12 protein-coding genes are annotated in these 18,772 nt (G+C 49.1%); 2 read left to right on the top strand and 10 right to left on the bottom strand.

Annotated elements, in window-relative coordinates; all coding sequences use genetic code 11:
• Positions 1-3 precede the first annotated feature (3 nt).
• From DWX84_RS01740 to DWX84_RS21425, 5 genes are all read right to left on the bottom strand, one after another.
• Positions 4-1,506 (bottom strand): 2-isopropylmalate synthase, encoded by a 1,503-nt coding sequence (locus DWX84_RS01740; RefSeq protein ID WP_048927576.1) that lies wholly within the window; start codon positions 1,504-1,506, stop codon positions 4-6.
• A 429-nt stretch (positions 1,507-1,935) separates the two neighbouring features.
• Complete coding sequence (locus DWX84_RS01735) at positions 1,936-5,451, bottom strand: hypothetical protein (RefSeq protein WP_048927575.1); 3,516 nt, start codon at positions 5,449-5,451, stop codon at positions 1,936-1,938.
• Positions 5,452-5,454: 3 nt separating this feature from the next.
• Positions 5,455-9,981, bottom strand: coding sequence for a T9SS type A sorting domain-containing protein (locus DWX84_RS01730; protein ID WP_048927574.1), 4,527 nt, complete (start codon positions 9,979-9,981; stop codon positions 5,455-5,457).
• Positions 9,982-10,141: 160 nt separating this feature from the next.
• Positions 10,142-10,606: an HU family DNA-binding protein gene (locus DWX84_RS01725; protein WP_008773523.1), complete on the bottom strand. Its 465-nt coding sequence runs from the start codon at positions 10,604-10,606 to the stop codon at positions 10,142-10,144.
• 10 nt (positions 10,607-10,616) lie between these two features.
• Positions 10,617-11,006, bottom strand: coding sequence for a hypothetical protein (locus DWX84_RS21425; protein ID WP_141806875.1), 390 nt, complete (start codon positions 11,004-11,006; stop codon positions 10,617-10,619).
• Between the two features lie 345 nt (positions 11,007-11,351).
• Between DWX84_RS21425 and DWX84_RS01720 the strand changes: the two genes are divergently transcribed.
• Positions 11,352-11,588, top strand: a complete 237-nt coding sequence (locus DWX84_RS01720; protein ID WP_008773525.1) for a hypothetical protein — start codon at positions 11,352-11,354, stop codon at positions 11,586-11,588.
• Positions 11,555-11,896 carry a type II toxin-antitoxin system RelE/ParE family toxin gene (locus DWX84_RS01715; RefSeq protein ID WP_048927573.1) on the top strand — a complete coding sequence of 114 codons (342 nt, stop codon included), beginning with the start codon at positions 11,555-11,557 and terminating at the stop codon, positions 11,894-11,896. Before DWX84_RS01720 ends, DWX84_RS01715 begins: the two co-directional genes overlap by 34 nt.
• Positions 11,897-11,965: 69 nt before the next feature.
• On the opposite strand, the gene ilvC is transcribed toward DWX84_RS01715, so the two are convergent.
• The 5 genes from ilvC to ilvD are packed head-to-tail and all read right to left on the bottom strand — an operon-like array spanning position 11,966 to position 17,933.
• Complete coding sequence (gene ilvC / locus DWX84_RS01710; protein ID WP_005864389.1) at positions 11,966-13,009, bottom strand: ketol-acid reductoisomerase; 1,044 nt, start codon at positions 13,007-13,009, stop codon at positions 11,966-11,968.
• 49 nt (positions 13,010-13,058) lie between these two features.
• A complete protein-coding gene (locus tag DWX84_RS01705) occupies positions 13,059-13,784 on the bottom strand; it encodes an acyl-[acyl-carrier-protein] thioesterase (RefSeq protein WP_011966680.1) in 726 nt (241 codons plus the stop codon).
• Between the two features lie 6 nt (positions 13,785-13,790).
• Positions 13,791-14,345 (bottom strand): acetolactate synthase small subunit, encoded by a 555-nt coding sequence (gene ilvN / locus DWX84_RS01700; protein ID WP_008780057.1) that lies wholly within the window; start codon positions 14,343-14,345, stop codon positions 13,791-13,793.
• 15 nt (positions 14,346-14,360) lie between these two features.
• Complete coding sequence (ilvB, locus tag DWX84_RS01695) at positions 14,361-16,064, bottom strand: biosynthetic-type acetolactate synthase large subunit (RefSeq protein WP_048927571.1); 1,704 nt, start codon at positions 16,062-16,064, stop codon at positions 14,361-14,363.
• Positions 16,065-16,097: 33 nt separating this feature from the next.
• Entirely contained in the window at positions 16,098-17,933 is a 1,836-nt protein-coding gene (ilvD, locus tag DWX84_RS01690) for a dihydroxy-acid dehydratase (protein ID WP_005864376.1), read from the bottom strand.
• Between the last annotated feature and the right edge of the window lie 839 nt (positions 17,934-18,772).

The following is an 18,772-nucleotide window of genomic DNA, read 5'->3' as shown; positions in this document are numbered from 1 at the left end:
TTTTTAGTCTACTATAAACTTATTGATGGCGTCCACGAAAGCCTCCACGGAAGCGGCGATAATATCGGTATTCGCGGAGAACCCATAATAGGTAGCCCCGTTATACTCTACCTGCATATGCACCTTGCCCGTATCATCGCTACCTTTATTAATGGCTTGAATCAAGAATTCCTGAATCGTCATGTCACTATTACTAATCGCTTTTTTCACCGCCTTGATGCCTGCGTCAACCGGACCGTTACCAGCCGCGGCCTCGTATTTTCTTACTCCCGACAAATTTAAACAAATACTTGCGACTGATTGTACTCCAACACCACTAGTTACCTGTAAATATTCCAATTTAATACGGTGTGTGGCCGTACGATCCTTTCCGACCAACATCAAAACATCATCATCATTAATATCTTTCTTACGATCGGCCAGTTTCAAGAACTCATCATACACCTTGTCCAATTTCTCCTGCTCCAGATCCACACCTAAAACATGCAAGCGATGCTTCAACGCCGCACGACCACTACGAGCAGTCAATACGATTGCATTATCATCAATACCCACATCCTTCGGATCGATGATCTCGTAGGTTTGCGCATTCTTCAAAACGCCATCTTGGTGGATACCGGAGGAGTGAGCGAATGCGTTACGTCCGACAATAGCCTTATTCGGTTGTACCGGCATATTCATCAAGCTAGAAACCATACGGCTCGTACTATAGATCTTATTCGTCGTGATATTGGTGATGATATCACGTTCTTTATGGCTCTTGAAAACCATGGCGACTTCTTCCAATGACGTGTTACCCGCACGCTCACCGATACCGTTTACGGTTACCTCCACCTGACGGGCTCCGTTCAACACGCCTTGTACGGTATTCGCGGTAGCCATACCCAAGTCATTATGGCAATGAGTGGAAAGAATAGCGTTATGTACGCCATCCACATGTTCCATCAGATACTTAATCTTCGCCCCGTACTCATCCGGCAAGCAATATCCTGTCGTATCCGGGATATTCACTACGGTAGCCCCGGCCTTGATCACGGCCTCCACGACACGGGCCAGATATTCATTATCCGTACGCCCGGCATCCTCACAGTAGAATTCTACGTCCTCCACGTACTTTTTAGCGTATTTCGTGGCGGCGATCGCACGCTCTATAATCTCCTCTCTCGTGGAGTTAAACTTGTATTTGATATGAGAATCAGAAGTACCGATACCCGTATGAATACGTCCTCGCTTAGCGAATTTCAACGCCTCGGCTGCCACGTCGATATCTTTCTCCACCGCACGGGTCAAGGCACAGATGGTCGGCCAAGTCACGGCCTTTGAGATCTCAACCACACTCTTAAAATCCCCGGGACTGGAGACAGGGAAACCAGCCTCGATCACATCAACACCTAGCTGTTCCAACGCCTTAGCTACTTGAATCTTTTCCACTGTATTCAACTGGCATCCCGGAACCTGTTCACCATCACGTAAGGTGGTGTCGAAAATAAATAATCTGTCTGACATAATCTTATATTCTTAATTTACTAATATCCTATACTAACTAAAAAAGCCTCTCTCACAAGGAAGTGAGAAAGGCTCTTTCATCTATCGTAATGCTCGCAAAGCATACAGTCTCACTTCCTATCCCGTTCCCAGAGTAGAATAATGTTTAGAGAAATAATGAGACTATTTTGCAAGTTGCGTGTCATTGTTCTTGTCTTTATTGTTTTTGTTTCAACGTTGCAAAGATACAGCCTTTTTCGAGACCAGCAAATATAATTCGAAGTTTTTTACAGGATATTTCTTATAAAACGTAAGATAAACAATTACATCTGTTACTAAATAACACTGCCCATCGTTAGGTCGTAACGATGGGCAGTATAAGCTGCTTACGATGCCCATCATAAAGACCTTATGATGGGCAGTGTTATGATACGATAAAAACGGCTCGCACTAACGAACCACGACCTTCTTCACGAACGAGGCATCTGGAGCGGTACACTTCAAGAAATAGACACCGGCATGACCTACCGGAATCTCCATCTTGCCGCAAACCTTTCCTTCGAAAATAACGATACCGGCTACGTCAACCACCTTCAAGGCAACCTCCTGCGGCATATCCACGAAGATGGATTGGTTGGCCGTATACAGGCTCATACCCTCCTCGATGGACTCCACGCCGGTAGGCACGTCCGGGTTCTCCGGGTCTACGGGATCCACAGGAATGACCGGGGTTTCCGGATCGGTGGAGGAAGAGGTAGAGGAGACAACCTTCACCTCTATCTTGCTACTAACCGGCTTATAATTCGGATCGGTCGGCGTGAAGGCAATCTCTTGCATTCCCTTTTCGGTAATCTCCTTATCCGGATCGCTCCAAGCGAATGTTCCGGCTACGATACCGGCGTGACCGCCTTGTAAAACAGACTCGGATAGTTTTTGACCGGACAATATATCGGAAGCCGCAGGCCATGTAACCGTAGGTGTACCCAAAGTAATCTCATAAGTAAACACCTTCGTATAAGATTTATAAGTTTTATCTTCCGGACGATCAACACGTACATAATATGTACCCGGATTCTTCAATGGCACTTTATTAACCTCGGCATTACAATCTTCTTCATTCTGGTAGAAAGAGATCACGCAAGAAGTATCACTACCTTTTACCTCCACGGTTTGTGCCATGCCATTATATTCAGATGACTTAGCCAATGTACACGCTGGGTATTCATCTTTAGGAGCATATATAGGATAAATCTCGACATCTCCCGTTACTTGGTATACCCTTGGATTGTCACTATTTTTGTCTGACCACTCAACGAAGTGCTGACCTACAGGCGCAACAGCCTCCAATGTGATCGTTACCCCTGCTCGAATATCATTCAAATCACAAGGAAGACCACCATTCGTAATCCTCACACCCTCCGGTTGCGATCCATTACTCGAACGTAAAACAGGAGTGCTATTACCTAAAGAGAAGTTCACAACAGGATTCGTTGAATAATAGTAAATAGTCGTACCCTCGTAATTCTTAAGAGCATCACCTTTCGGTGTAATCTTGTATGTCGTTACATTATCCTTCGTCTCTGATATAATATTCACGAACTCAGTACCCGGTCGAGTGCCAGGATTCGCTCCATGCGATGTAGGAGCCTTCGTTATCGTCACTTTAGACTTTTTAATTTTCAAGCCTACACGTCCTTCATCCGGCTTATTAGGATCCGGATAGATCTCTTCAAACGCCTCATACAAGCCATCCTCGGCACGCCTCAATACGACCGTATAATCGCCCGCATCAATAGCCGTCGAAGTTTCCTCACCGTCATTTATCTTATACTTGACATCGAACGAGAAGCCTGCGTAAGTCTGCGAGGCGAAAGGCGTGAAGGGGCGGGATACGCCACTGTAGTAGTATTCTTGATACGGACAAAAGATGTATTCCCTCTTGATCTTCACCCGATGGTCAAACACGGCCGTCACGGTCAAGGGGCCGGTTACGGTCAAGATATCACTCTGGGATATTTCCTTGCTGTTCGCCAAGATGGTAAGCAAGCTTGCGCCGGCTTGCCCTTCCGCTTTAGCTATGCGCACTCTCGTTCCATATGCCAGTTCTTCACCACTGCCTACTTCAGTCCAACTACCATCCTCACCCTCTTTACTCAAGGTGATCGTACCGGAGGCGGTCTGGCTCGGGTTGCTGCTTACGGCGGAGGCGGTCACAGCATATCCTTTCGCAACGAAAGAGGCATTTACCAACGTGATATCGCCGGTCACGGCGCATAGATTGTCGGTGCCGGGTCCTGTCACGCCGGACAGACCGACGTTACCCTCCAGCTTATACCCGGCATCCGGAAGGGAGATTACCCGAATCTTCGAGCCTACCGCTACGGTAGAGCCGGAAGTGATCAGCGTACCGTCTTCCTTATATAATAAGATAGAGCCGTGCTCCATGTTCTTCTTTTCGAGGGTGACAAGGGCCATGTTGACCGGTTTAGGCTCGAATACGGCTTTGATCGTCAAAGGCCCGGTCAGCGTTACCTTGTCGCCCTTGAGCGACTCCCCGTTTATCTGCAATGATTTCAGCTGGGTGTTCACGCTCGGGATTGCCGCAATCTGTAGGATCGAGCCTTGCTGCAATTCATCACCATTTGAGACCGGCTTCTGCCCATCCGCCGCCTGATCGTCCGGCGTGGTCACTTTAAGGTCGCCGCTGGCATCGCCGAATGTCTCGATAGATACCTTATGCAGGATCGGGGTAAAGTTGGCGCTATAGGTTCGATCCGCACCTACCGTAACCGTGAGCGTGTCTTTCTTGCCCAAGTCTACGCTCTCGCCCGCGATCGACCAGCTTGAAAGCTGATAGTTGGGTAGAGGGGTCGCTACCAAGGAGATCTTTTGACCCTTTACATACACGTTATCCTCAGCCTTGCCTAATACGTTTACGGCACCACCCGTTGTCTGTACAGCGGTGACCTTATAGGTCGTGTCTACCTTGACCGCCACGGACAACGCCGCCGTATTGTAATAAGAAGAGTTATCCGGATAGAACGTCACGGAGTACTCATGCGTACCTGCCGGCACCACGGTGTTTCCGTATGTCCAAGCGAAGGTACCGGCTACCAGATATCCCTCATCTGTAACGCTACCGCCGGACAGCAAGGAGGTTGAAAGCGATTGGCCCGCCTTGATGCTTGCGGCAGTCGGGGGAGTGATGTCGCCCTCGGCGATAGCCTTCTTGCTTGTCAGGCTCATGGTATAGATTTGCTCGAAAGCCTCGTATTCAGCGTCTTCCGGATAGGATACCTTGACAAAGAAGATGCCTTCTTGCTTCCGGTCTGATTCGCCTGCGACTTCTGTGCATTTCTCGTCCTTATAGTACCCGATCGTCAAGGTCTTGCCATCAGGAAGGGTCGCCGGGATGGTCTTACAGTCCAATACAGCGGCTTTCTCCGTATTGACCACCTGTTCCAAGCCCGATACGTTCACGACCAGTTTGGCCTTTTCCTTATGAGAGGTCAAGGTAGCGGTGAGATCCGTGACTGGCTGTCCCTTGGATGCCTTGTCGGACAAGAGACCGTTCTTCGCCGTGAACGTCCCTTCCACGAAAGAGACCGCCAGCTCTACCGGAATGCGTAGCACGGCACCCGGGGCCTTCATCTCGGTATTCCTCACGCTGTATACCACGCAGCGGAAGCTGCCATCGGTGCGCTTGCTCCACGTGAGCGCATGATCGTCCGCCAGCTCGCCGAGGATAGGCGTACCGCTCAGCAATACGCCCGCCGGCAAGGTGAAATCCACTTGGAATGAGGAGAAATCTACCGTATTATCGGATACCTTCAAGGTGAGCGTATCCTTGCTACCAGCGGCGTTCAGGTTCGTCTTCGCCAATTTCCACTGGGCGGCGGTAGCCGTTCCCGCTGATAACAGCAGGAAGAGGGCTACGAATAATTGTTTTATATGATTCTCTTTCATAATTTACTTACAGATAAAGATGTTAGTATTACTTGCCTTCACACCATGGCCTGTCTTCGCCGTCAAGCGGTAGTAGTAAACGCCCGCCGGTAAAGGAAGGGCAACCGTATAGCGGTTCTCGCCTACCTCGCCGGGCAAACCGTTCAGTACCGCAGTCAACGCACCGTTCGCGGAGAATACATGGATCATAACCGTCTGGGCGGGTTCCTCCAGTTGATAAGAGAAGGTCGTGCTGCCACGGAACGGGTTCGGATAGTTGGAGACGGCCTCCAAGCGGCTGATCGCCTCGATCGGGGCATTGGAGGTTACGATCGCGTCGCCACCGGACCTCAGGCTGTTGGCCCTCGCGTCGGAGAAGGAGGCCCCTACCAAGGTAACGCCCGCCGGCAGACGCATGATACGGCTCTTGCCCGAAGGAATCGTACGGCCATCCAAGCTATAAGCGATCACACGCAAGGTATCCCCGTTCAAGCTGGAAGCCTGCATGAACTTGGCGGCGTCGCCCAATAACGGGATCTCGTCGATAGCTCCCACCAACTCCAGATAGATACCGGCTACCGGCACTTGGCTGTTCATGGTGAGGAAGTTGTCAGCGTCGAGCTCCATTTGTACGGGAGCCTCAGCCTCGGAACGCAGCGCGCTAGCCTTGGTAACCGGCTCATTGCGAATGATATTGGCGATGCCGATCACGTCGGCGATCTCTACATTATTATTATAGTTCACGTCCGCCTCGGCGAAACCGAAGTTGGAGATCATGTTATCCTTGTCCTTCAAGACGTAACTTACCGTAGCCGTCACGTCCTGTACGTTCACGGACTTGTCGAGGTTCGCGTCGCCATCGCGGGTGTAGATCCATGCTCCATATTGGACTGTCCAGCCCGGAAATAACGGATTGGTTACGAGACCAGCCACTTGATAGTTAGCGGGCAGATCGTCCGTGATCGTGAGACGATTCTCCGTATGCGCAATCGTATCGCTACCAACCGTCCAAACGAAGCGAGAGGCGGAAGTTCCCACGGTCTTTTGCGCGGAAAGATCGATAGTCTCTCCATAGGCCGCAAAACCGCCCACACGGGCCTCACCGACCGGCAACGTCACGAGACCATCGGCAGACTCCAATTGCCGCGGGTTCTCCACGCCGGTAAATTCCAAGAGCGATCCGGAGGCGCGTAAAGCCTTCAACACAGGGAACTTGGCCAAGTCGATCCGCATAGTAGGCATCGGCACGCCATAGGAGATCAATCGAGCGGCGATCTCATCGTCCATCGCCTCAATCATTGTCCAGTTCAAGAATAGCTCTTTCAAGTTCTTGTTGTTAGACAGGTCGATAGCCGTTAGGCCAGTATTGGCCACATCCAGATACTCCAAGGCAGGATACATAGAGACGATCAAGGTAGAAAGCGGCGTATTGCCGGCAAGCATCAAGGAGCGCAATACGGTATTATTCTTCGGCAAGGTAAGTTTCTCCACCCGGTTGCCGTAAAGCGACAACTCTTGTAGCTTATCCAAGGCAGATAGGTCCACCTCCTTAGCGAAGTTATTGCCCATTTGATACATATATAAATGTGTCAAGCGGCGGGGGTTCTCATCGTTCCAGATCGCTTGTGCGTACTGTGAGTTCTCGTTCGTCTGCCATGCGCCACTGCTCCACCACTCGCTCAACGCCTTGTTGTTGGAAGCGTCTACGATACGTACCAAGGTAGCCACGTCGCTTTCGGCGAATACTTGGGGTACGGTGGTCTCCACATGGATGCGCGAGGTCTCGATCTGCCAGCCGGAGAAATAAGTGATCTCCGTGATCTCACAGAACTTCGGATTCATCAGTTTACAATAATAGTCTCCATATTTTTCCTCCTTGCTATCCAGCACGAATACACCCGGACGGTTTAGCACGGGCTTCAATGCCTCTTTCTCCTCTGTCCTATATTTGGCGTTTACCCACAAGAATACGGTCTCTATACCATCGATCACGGCCTCCGAGGAGAGGTCGATCGTATCGCCGTTCTCGAACCAATATTTATCTCCAGGATGGGAGGGAGAAGTAAGCTGGAAGACACTTCGTCCATCATAACTTACATTTTGCCGATAATTCTTCAAGCCCGTATATTTCAAGAGAGATTGCCCATGCCCTACCGTCATGTTTTTTAAGCTCGGATACTGGGCCAGATCGAAACTTTCCAGATACTCCGGCAATCCCAACGACTCCAGATTCTTTCCCTCTTGCGCAGAAGGAAGCTCATACTCCGTATTTTGCAAATATAGATGACGGATAAACGCCGGCAAGTTCTTTATCAGATCTGCGAACTGCTTCGTATGCGGCAAGGCCACATAAGTCAAGCTTGTAGCCTTATCGAAGCCTTGTACCTTTAAGTCTGGGCAATACTCGATCGTCAGCCTATTTAATCGCTTAAAGGAAGAGATATCCAACGAAGTCAAAGATAAATGCTCTAGGTAAAGCTCCGTCAACTTCGAGCAACCAGTCAAGTTCAGTCTCGCCAACTTCGTTTTTTGGTAAGATCCCTCGCCCGTGTATCGCGTGCCAAATCCGAAATATTGCAGTTCCGGACATTTAGATAGGTCAAGAGACTCCAGATTCTTACTATATACATGCAGGTGCTCCAGCTTCGTATTCTTCGATAGATCCAGCTTCTCTATATTCATGAAATTCTCACAATCGAAATACTTCAGCTCGGTGAAAGCGCTTAGGTCTAATTGAGAGATCGTATCCTTCGAGCTCCAATCAAACTCAATAGCTAGATGTGTCAACCGGCCGACCTCGTCCGTGCTCCAGTCCGTACGGATCACGTCTTGATACGAGTTCCAATTCTCGCGTTCCCAGCCCTTGCTATCCACGAACTCCTTTAATTGGGTGATATTCGGGTTATCGGCAGCCAACTTCTTCAATCCGGCGATGTCTGCAGGGGAGTAGTTGTCCGAGTTACGGGCTACCTTGATCTGGGGTGTCTCCATACACCAATTGCCGTAATTCGAATTGGTAATCGAACACATATAATATTCACCCGGCTTTCCGGTAAAGACGAAAGCACCTTCCTTGCCGGATACCGCCGGCATAGTCGCTTTCGTCCGTTTACCAGTAGCCCGATCAATAAGGTACCATTGATATACCGATTTCACGCCACCCGCCGTAGCGTAAGCGGATAGATCGATCTCCGTACCTGCTGCGGCGTAAGCATTGTTATTGTCTACTTGCGTACCAGCCTTGATTGTAGTAAAACCATAAACGTTCAAATTTTGAGGTAACGGAGTAGGCAACGTCACCGTAGCCCAAGTAAGCGAATTATTACCACTCAACCCCAAGTTCCGCAGTCTCGTCAATTTCGACAGATCCAATTTCTCAACTTGGGTACCATCCAAATCCAACTCTTCCAGTCCGGATAACGCCGATAAATCCAACTTGGAAACCGTACGGGTTCTATAGTCTTTGATAAAGAAGGATTTCACCCGGCTCGTGGATTCTTCATTCCATGTCACGCCCACGTTATAGCCATCACCCTGCGTCCTGTCTTTCAGGTACTCCTTGTTGGAGATGAAGTTCTGCAAGTCCGAGTTCAGCGGATTGGCCTCGGCGATCGCTTTCAAGGCGGCTATATCGTCCTGCGAGTTATTGGTTGGGAAAGCGAACGGTGCTTGGCTACCATACCCTACCCTATTGCCGTCCGCATCACAAATATCCACTTGAACCGTTCCGTTCCATTCCTCCGTGGCGTGAGCCATCAACGTGAATTGCGTAGCGGAGAAGGAAGGGATATCTAATACGTATATGGGCTCATTATATAGACCAGTCTCTTTACTTAGGTTCTGCCCGGAAAGGGTCAAGCCTTCAGAAGGGCCATTCAGATAAATCTTCATCTTAGCGTGTTGCCCCTGCAGGAAACCCGCCTTCGTCACGTTGATCGCAAAAGGGATATCCTCGTTCAAATCACCGGATGTACGCAACAACTCTCCCATAGTGGGAGCCTTATCACCCAGCATAAATCGTATCGTTTGCCCGGTGGAGACTAAAGCAGCCGTGCTCATGTCTCGCGAGCTGTACACTTTCACGGTATAGCCAGCCTCGCACTCCTTCGAGCTATTCATTTGCAGACGAAGCCCAACGCTATATCCATAGTCCGTCAACTTCTCGTCCGGTATCCAAAAGCCGCCATTGTCTAACGTTTGCGCCGGCTCAGAATCCTCAAAGCGGAACTCTACCCCGTCCGGATTCGCCGTGTTCGCCAGCTGTACACGTACAGCCATGCCCTTCGTGAAGTTCTCGATATTGAAATTCAAGCTCCAAGTAGCCATCGGATCCCACTTGTAGATAAAGCTATAAGCTACAGGATCCAGAGTATTGGAAAACCGTACCTCCCCTTCCGCCTGGCTCTGTCGAGCCCCGGGTGTCATTCCCGCCGGGCTCGCCGACCCGGCCATACCCCAAGCCAGTCCATGCCCCGGCCATGCGGCGCATAAACATAAGACCATCGCGATGAGCGACAACCTCATACTAATTCCTCGTAAAATTGTTTTCATAAGCAATAAATTTATAGATAGGTGTTTTTACATTCGTAATGCGTATCGACATCTCCCCTATGATAAGACATCGATACGCTAGCCAGAAAGATATTCCCGCCGGTGGCCCGGATACGCTAGCCGTCCCAAGCCCCGGCGGGGATATGCCAGAGGAGCCGGATCAGATCTCATCCGGGCTCTCGGAATCGCCGCCACCGCCCTGTCCGGGATCGGTGGTCTTTGCGTCGGCCGGCAGCTCCACCCAGAAGATGTTGTCGCTGATCAGCGAGCGGACCATGTTGCGTCCGCTGCCGCTCCTGCGAGCCTCGGGGATGAAGCGCACGCGTACGCCGGCGATCTGCGCGGCGCTCACGTCCTTCTCGTCCGCTACCCCGTTCTTGATCGTATTGGCGGTGTAGTAGAACGTGCCCAGGCCGTCCATCTTCACTGTACGGCCTTGCGCCATATAATCGGCCAAGACACCCGCGAGGTCCTTCAAGACGGCGTACGTGTCCGCACGGCTCACGGTGGAGATCTGCGCCAAGCGGTCCGCCACCTCATCGGTGTTGACCGGCTTGCCTACCGTAACGGCCATGGGATACCACAGTCCGTTGACTTTCTGCTTCTTTTTCTTATAAAATGCCATAATGTCATTTTTAAAGGTTAATGGCTACCTGCCGGAAAGGGGAAAATGAGACTCCGGCACCGAACCCCGTCCGGTCCGACACCGAACGAGGTCTGGTGTCGGACTGAACAGGGTCTGGTGTCGGACCTGTCAAAACAGCCTTTTTCAAGGCGGGAGACCACCTTCCCGGCTTGCTGCCAAGATGTCGTGCGCCGGGATTCTCTCGCCATTCCCGGCTTAGCGTGTCGTGTCGGTGGGATGACCTTTCCCGCATAGGCTGTCCGCAAACACGACGAGCCGGTCCGCGGAGGAAATCCTCCACGAACCGGCTCGTCGTACAAACAGAATATATATAGGTCAGCTTGCTTGCTACACAATTATTCCGATTTATCAAGTGCGTACTGATAAAAAAGGTTAACATTATATATCCATCACACATTATCATATGATTTTCATATACTCTTTTAATGAATAAGACGTAGTAAATATAAGAAATAAAAAAATATGTAATAAAGGCCTGCACGCCCCACCCCCCAAAATTCATGCTTATTATGTGTATATAGCGGATAAGCGATTAAAAATAGCGGTTATGTGACATAAATAAATTTGAATACCATTTTAAGGGAATGGAGGCGGGGCATGCCCCGCCTCTACAACTGGGTAATAAGTTAATCCTATAGACCTACTTTTTTCCTTACCAAATATCTTATTACATGGAAATTATTCCATACATTTGCCACAGTACTAATTAATAACGATTACGACTATGACAAAATTAAGCAACATCCCCGCCAAGGAAACTACGGCCAAGACCGCAAAGACACGTAAGACCAAGACCGGACCCGCAAAGCTCAAGTGGGATCCTACCAAGCCGATGCAATTCACCCAAGAAGAGATCTGGGAACATATCCATGAGATTGAGAAGGGACCGTTCCTAACCCTAGATGAAGGTTTTAAACGTTTTGAGGCATGGAAGCAAGACCTACTCAAAAGCAGGTTATAACCAGTAGTTTATTTTGGGAAAGTTACGATAATGTATATGTTCAAGGCCTTGACTTATTTGGATTCTACCAAGCGGAATTATACGCTAACAAGATAAAATCCATCTTATACGAGTTAGACCAAACCTATCCTTATTATCCCGAATGCCGACACCTAGCCACGAAAAGCCGCATGTACCGGAACATCATCCTAGATTCACACCTTATCATCTACCGCATCACCGAGGAACGCATCGAGGTGCTGGACATCGTCCATTCAGCATCCAGCATGCGAAAGATCAAGAAAACAAAGAATATCCACATCGAATAACACAAAGAAAGGCGAGCCACCCGTAAGTGACCCGCCTCTTTTTGCTGATATATAAGGATTAAGATTGGATTAGTTGTTCTCCGGACGAAGCTTGCGTACAGTAACAGCAGTCTGCCACATCTCGCTCTCGCGCAACGCCTTCAATTCAGCCTCCAATTTCTCACGATAATCCGGCTTAGAGTTTGAGTCGATAGAGATCTGAGCCTCGTTACCGCATTTTACGTTCGCATACAATTTCTCGACAACCGGCTTGATTGCGTCGTGGAACGGACCCATCCAGTCCAAAGCGCCACGCTGGGCAGTCGTAGAGCAGTTAGCGTACATCCAGTCCATACCATTCTTGGCGAATAAGGGCATCAAGGATTGAGTCAACTCCTCGACCGTCTCGTTGAAAGCCTCGGAAGGAGTATGTCCATTCTCGCGCAATACCTCATACTGGGCCAACAACAAACCTTGGATAGCGCCCATCAAAGAACCACGCTCACCAGTCAAATCGGAAGTAGCCTCACGGATGAAAGTCGTCTCGAACAAGTAGCCGGAACCGATACCGATACCCAACGCCAACGTACGATCCATCGCCTTGCCAGTAGCGTCTTGATAGATAGCGAAAGAAGAGTTCAAGCCACGACCCTCAAGGAACATGGAACGCAAAGACGTACCAGACCCCTTCGGAGCGACCATGATCACGTCAATATCCGCAGGAGGAACAACGCCCGTACGATCGTTCCAAGTGATCGCGAAACCATGAGAGAAATACAGGGCCTTACCAGCTGTCAAATAAGGCTTCATCGTAGGCCATACAGACATTACGGCAGCGTCGGACAACAAGCACATGATGATCGTGGCCTTGTCGCAAGCCTCCTCGATACCGAACAGAGTCTCACCCGGAACCCATCCGTCCTCAACCGCTTTATCGTAAGTCTTACCTTGGCGCTGGCCAACGATTACGTTGAAACCATTGTCACGAAGGTTCAATGACTGTCCCGGTCCCTGTACGCCATAGCCGATAACAGCGATTGTCTCATCTTTTAATATCTCTCTTGCCTTTTCCAACGGAAATTCCTCGCGGGTCATTACATTCTCTACAACACCGCCAAAATTCATTTGTGCCATTTTCTTTTTAACTATTAATGTTTAAAAACCTATTTATGTATCTCTTTTATTATCTCCAAGTAACCGCCGCACGACAGATCGCCTTTCCCTCATGGCAAATAGCCATGTCTTGCTTATCGGGATCGGACTCCGCCTTATGAAGCGTAAGCGGCATACCTTGTTTACCCTCGGATTGGTAGGCGATCTCCAGACGGCCGATCTCACGGGTCTTGAACTGGTCGATATCGAACAAATCCAGCAGATGCTCGATATACTTCACGCTATTGAAGTGACCGTTGATATCCAAGTCGCTGTATTTGATCGAATACGGGATTCCCTCCGCCTTATTCTCCGCCGGCATGATCTTGCCCGGCTTCTCGATCGGGCACGGACGCTCGTCGATATATTTGCCCAATGCCTCTATATCCAATAAGGTAGGACGGCGGGTCTCCACGTCGATAGCCGCCCAAATAGAACGGGCGAATCCAAAGGTTTTCCCATTCTCATCCGCCAGCTCGAAACAACGACTGGTGAAGAGGCGTCCGACCTCATCGATCCAAGTGTATAGATTAATCTTATCGAAGGCGGTAGGATATTCCTTCATCTCGATAGCCAGACGGGACAACACCCAAGCCGTATGACGCTCCGACATATCATTGAAACCGAACCCACGCTCTCCGGCATGGCTGGAAGCGGCGTGAATCAAATAGTTACCAATCATAGGGAGCGTTACACGTCCCCTAAAATCCATCAAATACGGCTCCGCCACGAAATGAAATAATCCTACTTTCTCCATATCTTATTATTGTTGCTTTTCATGTAACTTTCGCTCCATATCGGCCAACATATCGCTCAAGCGCTCCACCTTGCTCTTCGTGATAGCCACACGTCCGGAGCGGATGAATTGCAGGACACCGATCGTCTCGCTCAACTCATTGAACAAGGCTTGTGTCTCGTCATAGTGGCCACTCTTCTCCAATACCACGCAGGTCTCGTTCATCTCCAAGATACGAGCGTTGTATTTACGGATCAATCCCTCCACGGTTCCCATCTTGATGAAAAGCTCGGTACTTAGCTTATAAAGGGCGATCTCTTGATAAACCAGATCCTCATCCGTATTATAATAAGCCTTCAAGATATCCACACGTTTATCGATCTGTTTCACCACCTTATCGATCATATCCTCATCGGCGAATGTCGTGATCGTAAACTTATGGATGCCCTTGATAGCGGACGGAGAGACGGACAGAGTCTCGATGTTCAGCTGTCGGCGTGTAAAGATAATCGTTATCTGGTTCAAAAGACCTACGATATTCTCTGAAAAGATAATAACGGTATATAATTTCTTTGTTGTCATAGCTTCATCTCCTCCTTATTTCTCGTCTCCCATAATCATGTTTGTCACGCTTCCCCCGGCAGGAACCATCGGATATACCATTCCGCAAGTCTCCACGTTAGCGACCAACACGTAAGCGCCGTCGTGGTTTAGCATCTCAGCGATAGCGTCGTCCAATTCCTCCCGCTTTTCAACGGCACGGCCGGCGATACCATAGGCCTTGGCGATCGCCACGAAATCCGGATTCTCCATGATGGTGTTTGAATAACGCTCGTGGAAGAACAATTCTTGCCACTGACGTACCATACCTAAGAAGTTATTATTAAGAATGATAATCTTCACGTTCAGTTTCTCCTGCATGATGGTACCCAATTCCTGAATCGTCATCTGCATACCCCCATCACCGGTAAAGAAGCAGACCGTACGGTCCGGAGCCCCGAACTTTGCGCCCATAGCGGCCGGCAGACCAAATCCCATCGTACCTAAACCTCCGGAAGTCACCACGCTACGGGTTTGTTTATATTTGAAATAGCGGACGCCCATCATCTGGTTCTGCCCAACGTCGGTCACCAATACAGCGTCGTTACCGGTCGCCTCGGAAACCTTACGGACTACCTCGCCCATTTTCAGTTGGCCCTCGGTCGGATACAATTCCTTCTCGATTACCTTATCGTATTCCTCTTTCTCGTCCCGATCGAACTCGGCATTCCATTCCGGACGTTTACGTTCTTCCAACAACGCCGTGATCATCGGTATCGTGTGCTTGGCATTACCCAGCACCTTTACATCCACGGCAACATTCTTGCCGATTTCCGAGTTATCGATATCCAGATGGATAATCTTGGCTTGCTTAGCGTATGTCTTTAAATCGCCAGTCACACGGTCGTCGAAACGCATACCGATAGCGATCAATACATCACACTCATTCGTTTTCCGGTTCGGCCCTACGTTTCCATGCATGCCGAGCATTCCCTTGTTCAATGGGAAATCGGTTGGCAACGCGGATAAGCCCAATACCGTAGATCCGGCAGGTATATCATTCTTTTGGAGAAACGCTTTCAATTCCTCTTCCGCACCGCCTAACAATACTCCCTGTCCGACCAGACAGAAGGGTTTCTTCGCCTCATTGATTAAATCGGCGGCGGCCTTGATACGATCCTTATTGATATCCGGCTCCGGTTGATAACTACGTACGTAATCGACCTTCTTATATTCATATTCCACCAACCCTACTTGCGCGTCCTTCGCTAAATCCAGCACAACTGGACCCGGACGGCCTGTAGAAGCGATATAAAAAGCACGAGAAACAGCCCATGCGATCTCCTCCGGCTTGCGGATTTGATAAGCCCATTTCGTGATCGGTTGCGTGATGCCAATCACGTCGACTTCCTGAAAAGCATCGGTTCCCAACAACGGCGAGGGTACTTGACCGGCGATTACGACCATTGGCGTACTATCCATCAGCGCATCAGCGATACCCGTGATGGTATTCGTAGCGCCCGGGCCGGAAGTAACCAACGTCACTCCTACCTTGCCAGATACACGGGCATATCCTTGAGCCGCATGGGTAGCGCCTTGCTCGTGGCGCACCAATACATGCCTCAACTGGTCCCTATAATCATATAAACTGTCGTAAATAGGTATCGCCTGTCCGCCGGGATAACCGAAGATAGTATCTACTCCTTCAGCAATCAACGCTTTCAGCAAAGCTTCCGAACCGGTTATCTTTTGTTTCTCCATAAAAAATAACGTGTTTAATGTATATTATTGGCTTTAATCTTCAACAATCCTTACACCTCCCTTATCGGCGGAGCTAACCATCTTCCCGTACGCTCTCAACGCTTTCGAGACCTCACGCTGACGCGTCGGCGGCGTAAAGGCTTTCTTTCCACGTGCCTCTTCCGCCTTACGGCGCTCGGCCAACTCCTCGTCGCTCAACCGCACGTTGATGGAACGTTCCGGGATATTGATCTCGATGATATCCCCGTCTCTCACCAGTCCGATAGCGCCACCGGAAGCGGCCTCGGGAGAGATATGCCCGATAGAAAGACCGGACGTACCGCCACTGAAACGACCATCCGTGATCAAGGCGCACTCCTTACCTAAGTGACGGCTCTTTATATAAGAGGTAGGATATAACATCTCTTGCATTCCCGGCCCCCCTTTCGGACCCTCATACGTGATGACGACCACATCGCCTGAAACGACCTTGCCTCCTAAAATGCCCTCGCAAGCGGCATCCTGTGAATCGAAGACTTTCGCCGGGCCGGAGAATTTCCAAATACTCTCATCCACACCGGCGGTTTTTACGACACATCCGTCCAAGGCGATATTCCCTCTCAAAACAGCCAAGCCGCCATCCTTGGAATAAGCGTGCTCCACGTCACGGATACAACCTTCGGCACGATCCGTATCTAATTCCTTATAATAAGATTCTTGGGAACCCATCTGGATACTGAACCGATGAGCGGGAGCGCTCTTGTATTTACGGATCGCCTCCTCCGTTACGTTCGGGGAAGTGACGGCGTATTTATCAACAGCCTCGGCCAAGGTCAGGCCGTCCGCACGTCTCGTGCTGCCATCCACAAGCCCGGCTTTCATCAACTCGTTCATGATACCGAGGATTCCACCGGCACGGTTTACGTCTTGTACATGATAAGTGTGCGTATTCGGGGCTACCTTACACAGGCAAGGAGTCTTGCGGGATAACATATCGATATCCTCCATATGAAAATCGGCGCCGGCTTCTTGTGCCACGGCCAATAAGTGAAGCACCGTATTGGTAGACCCCCCCATGGCGATATCCAGAGACATGGCGTTCAAGAAAGCCTGACGGGTAGCGATGTTGCGAGGTAACACGGAATCATCCCCGTCACGATAGTATTTGTAAGCGTTCTCAACGATTTGCTTAGCCGCGTCACGGAAAAGTTGGATACGGTTCTTATGGGTAGCCACGATCGTCCCGTTACCCGGAAGCGCCAGACCGATCGCCTCGTTCAAGCAGTTCATAGAGTTAGCGGTAAACATACCGGAACAACAACCGCAACCCGGACACGCATGGCGTTCCACCTGCTCGATACGCTCATCGCTTACCGATGTATCGGCAGACTCAATCATCGCATCGATCAAATCAAGATGGCGGCCATCCAGCTCACCTGCCTCCATCGGGCCACCGGACACGAACACCGTCGGGATATTTAATCGCATGGAAGCCATAAGCATACCCGGCGTGATCTTATCGCAATTGCTGATGCAAACCATAGCGTCCGCCTTATGGGCATTTACCATATATTCCACGCTGTCCGCGATAATGTCGCGTGAAGGAAGCGAGTAAAGCATCCCATCGTGCCCCATAGCGATACCGTCGTCGATAGCGATCGTATTAAATTCAGCGGCGAAACAACCTTGTTTCTCGATCTCGGCCTTGACCAATTGCCCGATCTCATGCAAATGCGTATGCCCCGGCACGAACTGGGTAAATGAATTTACGATAGCGATAATAGGCTTGCCGAACTGTTCCTCTTTCATCCCGTTGGCACGCCATAGCGCACGGGCTCCGGCCATCCTACGACCTTCGGTGCTAAATGAGCTTCTTAACGGATTCTTCATCTCTTTCCTATTTTTTGTTCGTAGAGCGCTTTATCCACGCCTCTACCTTGATTTATTTATAATAAAAAAGCCTTTCCCTATATGGAGAAAGGCTTAAGAAATATCTCTACGACTTCACAACTTCTTACACACCTTTCTCCTTACCTACTAATGACTAGAAGGACCACCACGAGAATAATATGCAATACGTTGTTCATCATCTTTTCTTATTGTCTTTGTTTGTTTGACGCTGCAAATGTAGAACAATAATTGATATGCGCAAAGGATTTAAAAGAAAATTCTTTATTTTTCTTTCAATTCTCAAGTAAATACCATTTTAGGATTGCATTTTAACAGGAGCAAGAGTGTATTACTTAGGAATCGGAAGGTATAGAAGGGAAAAAACTTCGATTTCCAAACAGAAACAGTAAAAAGACAAATGTTATCTAAAACAGATTCCAGATAACATTTTTATCAGATAACACGACTTACGATAACACGTATCTCATAAGAAAATCCTATTCTAGCGATAAAAAAGATACATATAAACTCTAAATCACATATTTATTAACACTTGTAGACTATAAATAGCCTTGAAAAAATTCATAATAGTGTTCTAGAAAAAACATAAGGAAGTTTTCTGAAGAACATAAGGAATAAATTTCATCTAGTATCGGACTAAATTTTGTTAACATTCGAATGAAAATCACCTAAAATCAAGACTAAATCCGGCATAACCCACGCTAGAAGCAGCTCAAGCAAAGACATTTTCAAAATGACTTTCAGACAGAGAAAGCCTTAAATACTCAACCGATAGACAGCTATTCAAACATCAATCATAAAAAAGACCAACAACACCT

The sequence above is a fragment of the Parabacteroides sp. AF21-43 genome (assembly GCF_003635435.1).
Lineage (GTDB): Bacteria > Bacteroidota > Bacteroidia > Bacteroidales > Tannerellaceae > Parabacteroides > Parabacteroides distasonis.
Note: the sequence above shows the minus strand (reverse complement) of the source record. Positions and strands in the feature narration are given on the sequence as shown.

Coding starts and splice junctions, on each gene's coding strand:
- DWX84_RS01740 (WP_048927576.1), bottom strand. CDS start 1,506: ATGTCAGACAGATTATTTATTTTCGACACCACCTTACGTGATGGTGAA.
- DWX84_RS01735 (WP_048927575.1), bottom strand. CDS start 5,451: ATGAAAGAGAATCATATAAAACAATTATTCGTAGCCCTCTTCCTGCTG.
- DWX84_RS01730 (WP_048927574.1), bottom strand. CDS start 9,981: ATGAAAACAATTTTACGAGGAATTAGTATGAGGTTGTCGCTCATCGCG.
- DWX84_RS01725 (WP_008773523.1), bottom strand. CDS start 10,606: ATGGCATTTTATAAGAAAAAGAAGCAGAAAGTCAACGGACTGTGGTAT.
- DWX84_RS21425 (WP_141806875.1), bottom strand. CDS start 11,006: ATGTTAACCTTTTTTATCAGTACGCACTTGATAAATCGGAATAATTGT.
- DWX84_RS01720 (WP_008773525.1), top strand. CDS start 11,352: ATGACAAAATTAAGCAACATCCCCGCCAAGGAAACTACGGCCAAGACC.
- DWX84_RS01715 (WP_048927573.1), top strand. CDS start 11,555: ATGGAAGCAAGACCTACTCAAAAGCAGGTTATAACCAGTAGTTTATTT.
- ilvC (WP_005864389.1), bottom strand. CDS start 13,009: ATGGCACAAATGAATTTTGGCGGTGTTGTAGAGAATGTAATGACCCGC.
- DWX84_RS01705 (WP_011966680.1), bottom strand. CDS start 13,784: ATGGAGAAAGTAGGATTATTTCATTTCGTGGCGGAGCCGTATTTGATG.
- ilvN (WP_008780057.1), bottom strand. CDS start 14,345: ATGACAACAAAGAAATTATATACCGTTATTATCTTTTCAGAGAATATC.
- ilvB (WP_048927571.1), bottom strand. CDS start 16,064: ATGGAGAAACAAAAGATAACCGGTTCGGAAGCTTTGCTGAAAGCGTTG.
- ilvD (WP_005864376.1), bottom strand. CDS start 17,933: ATGAAGAATCCGTTAAGAAGCTCATTTAGCACCGAAGGTCGTAGGATG.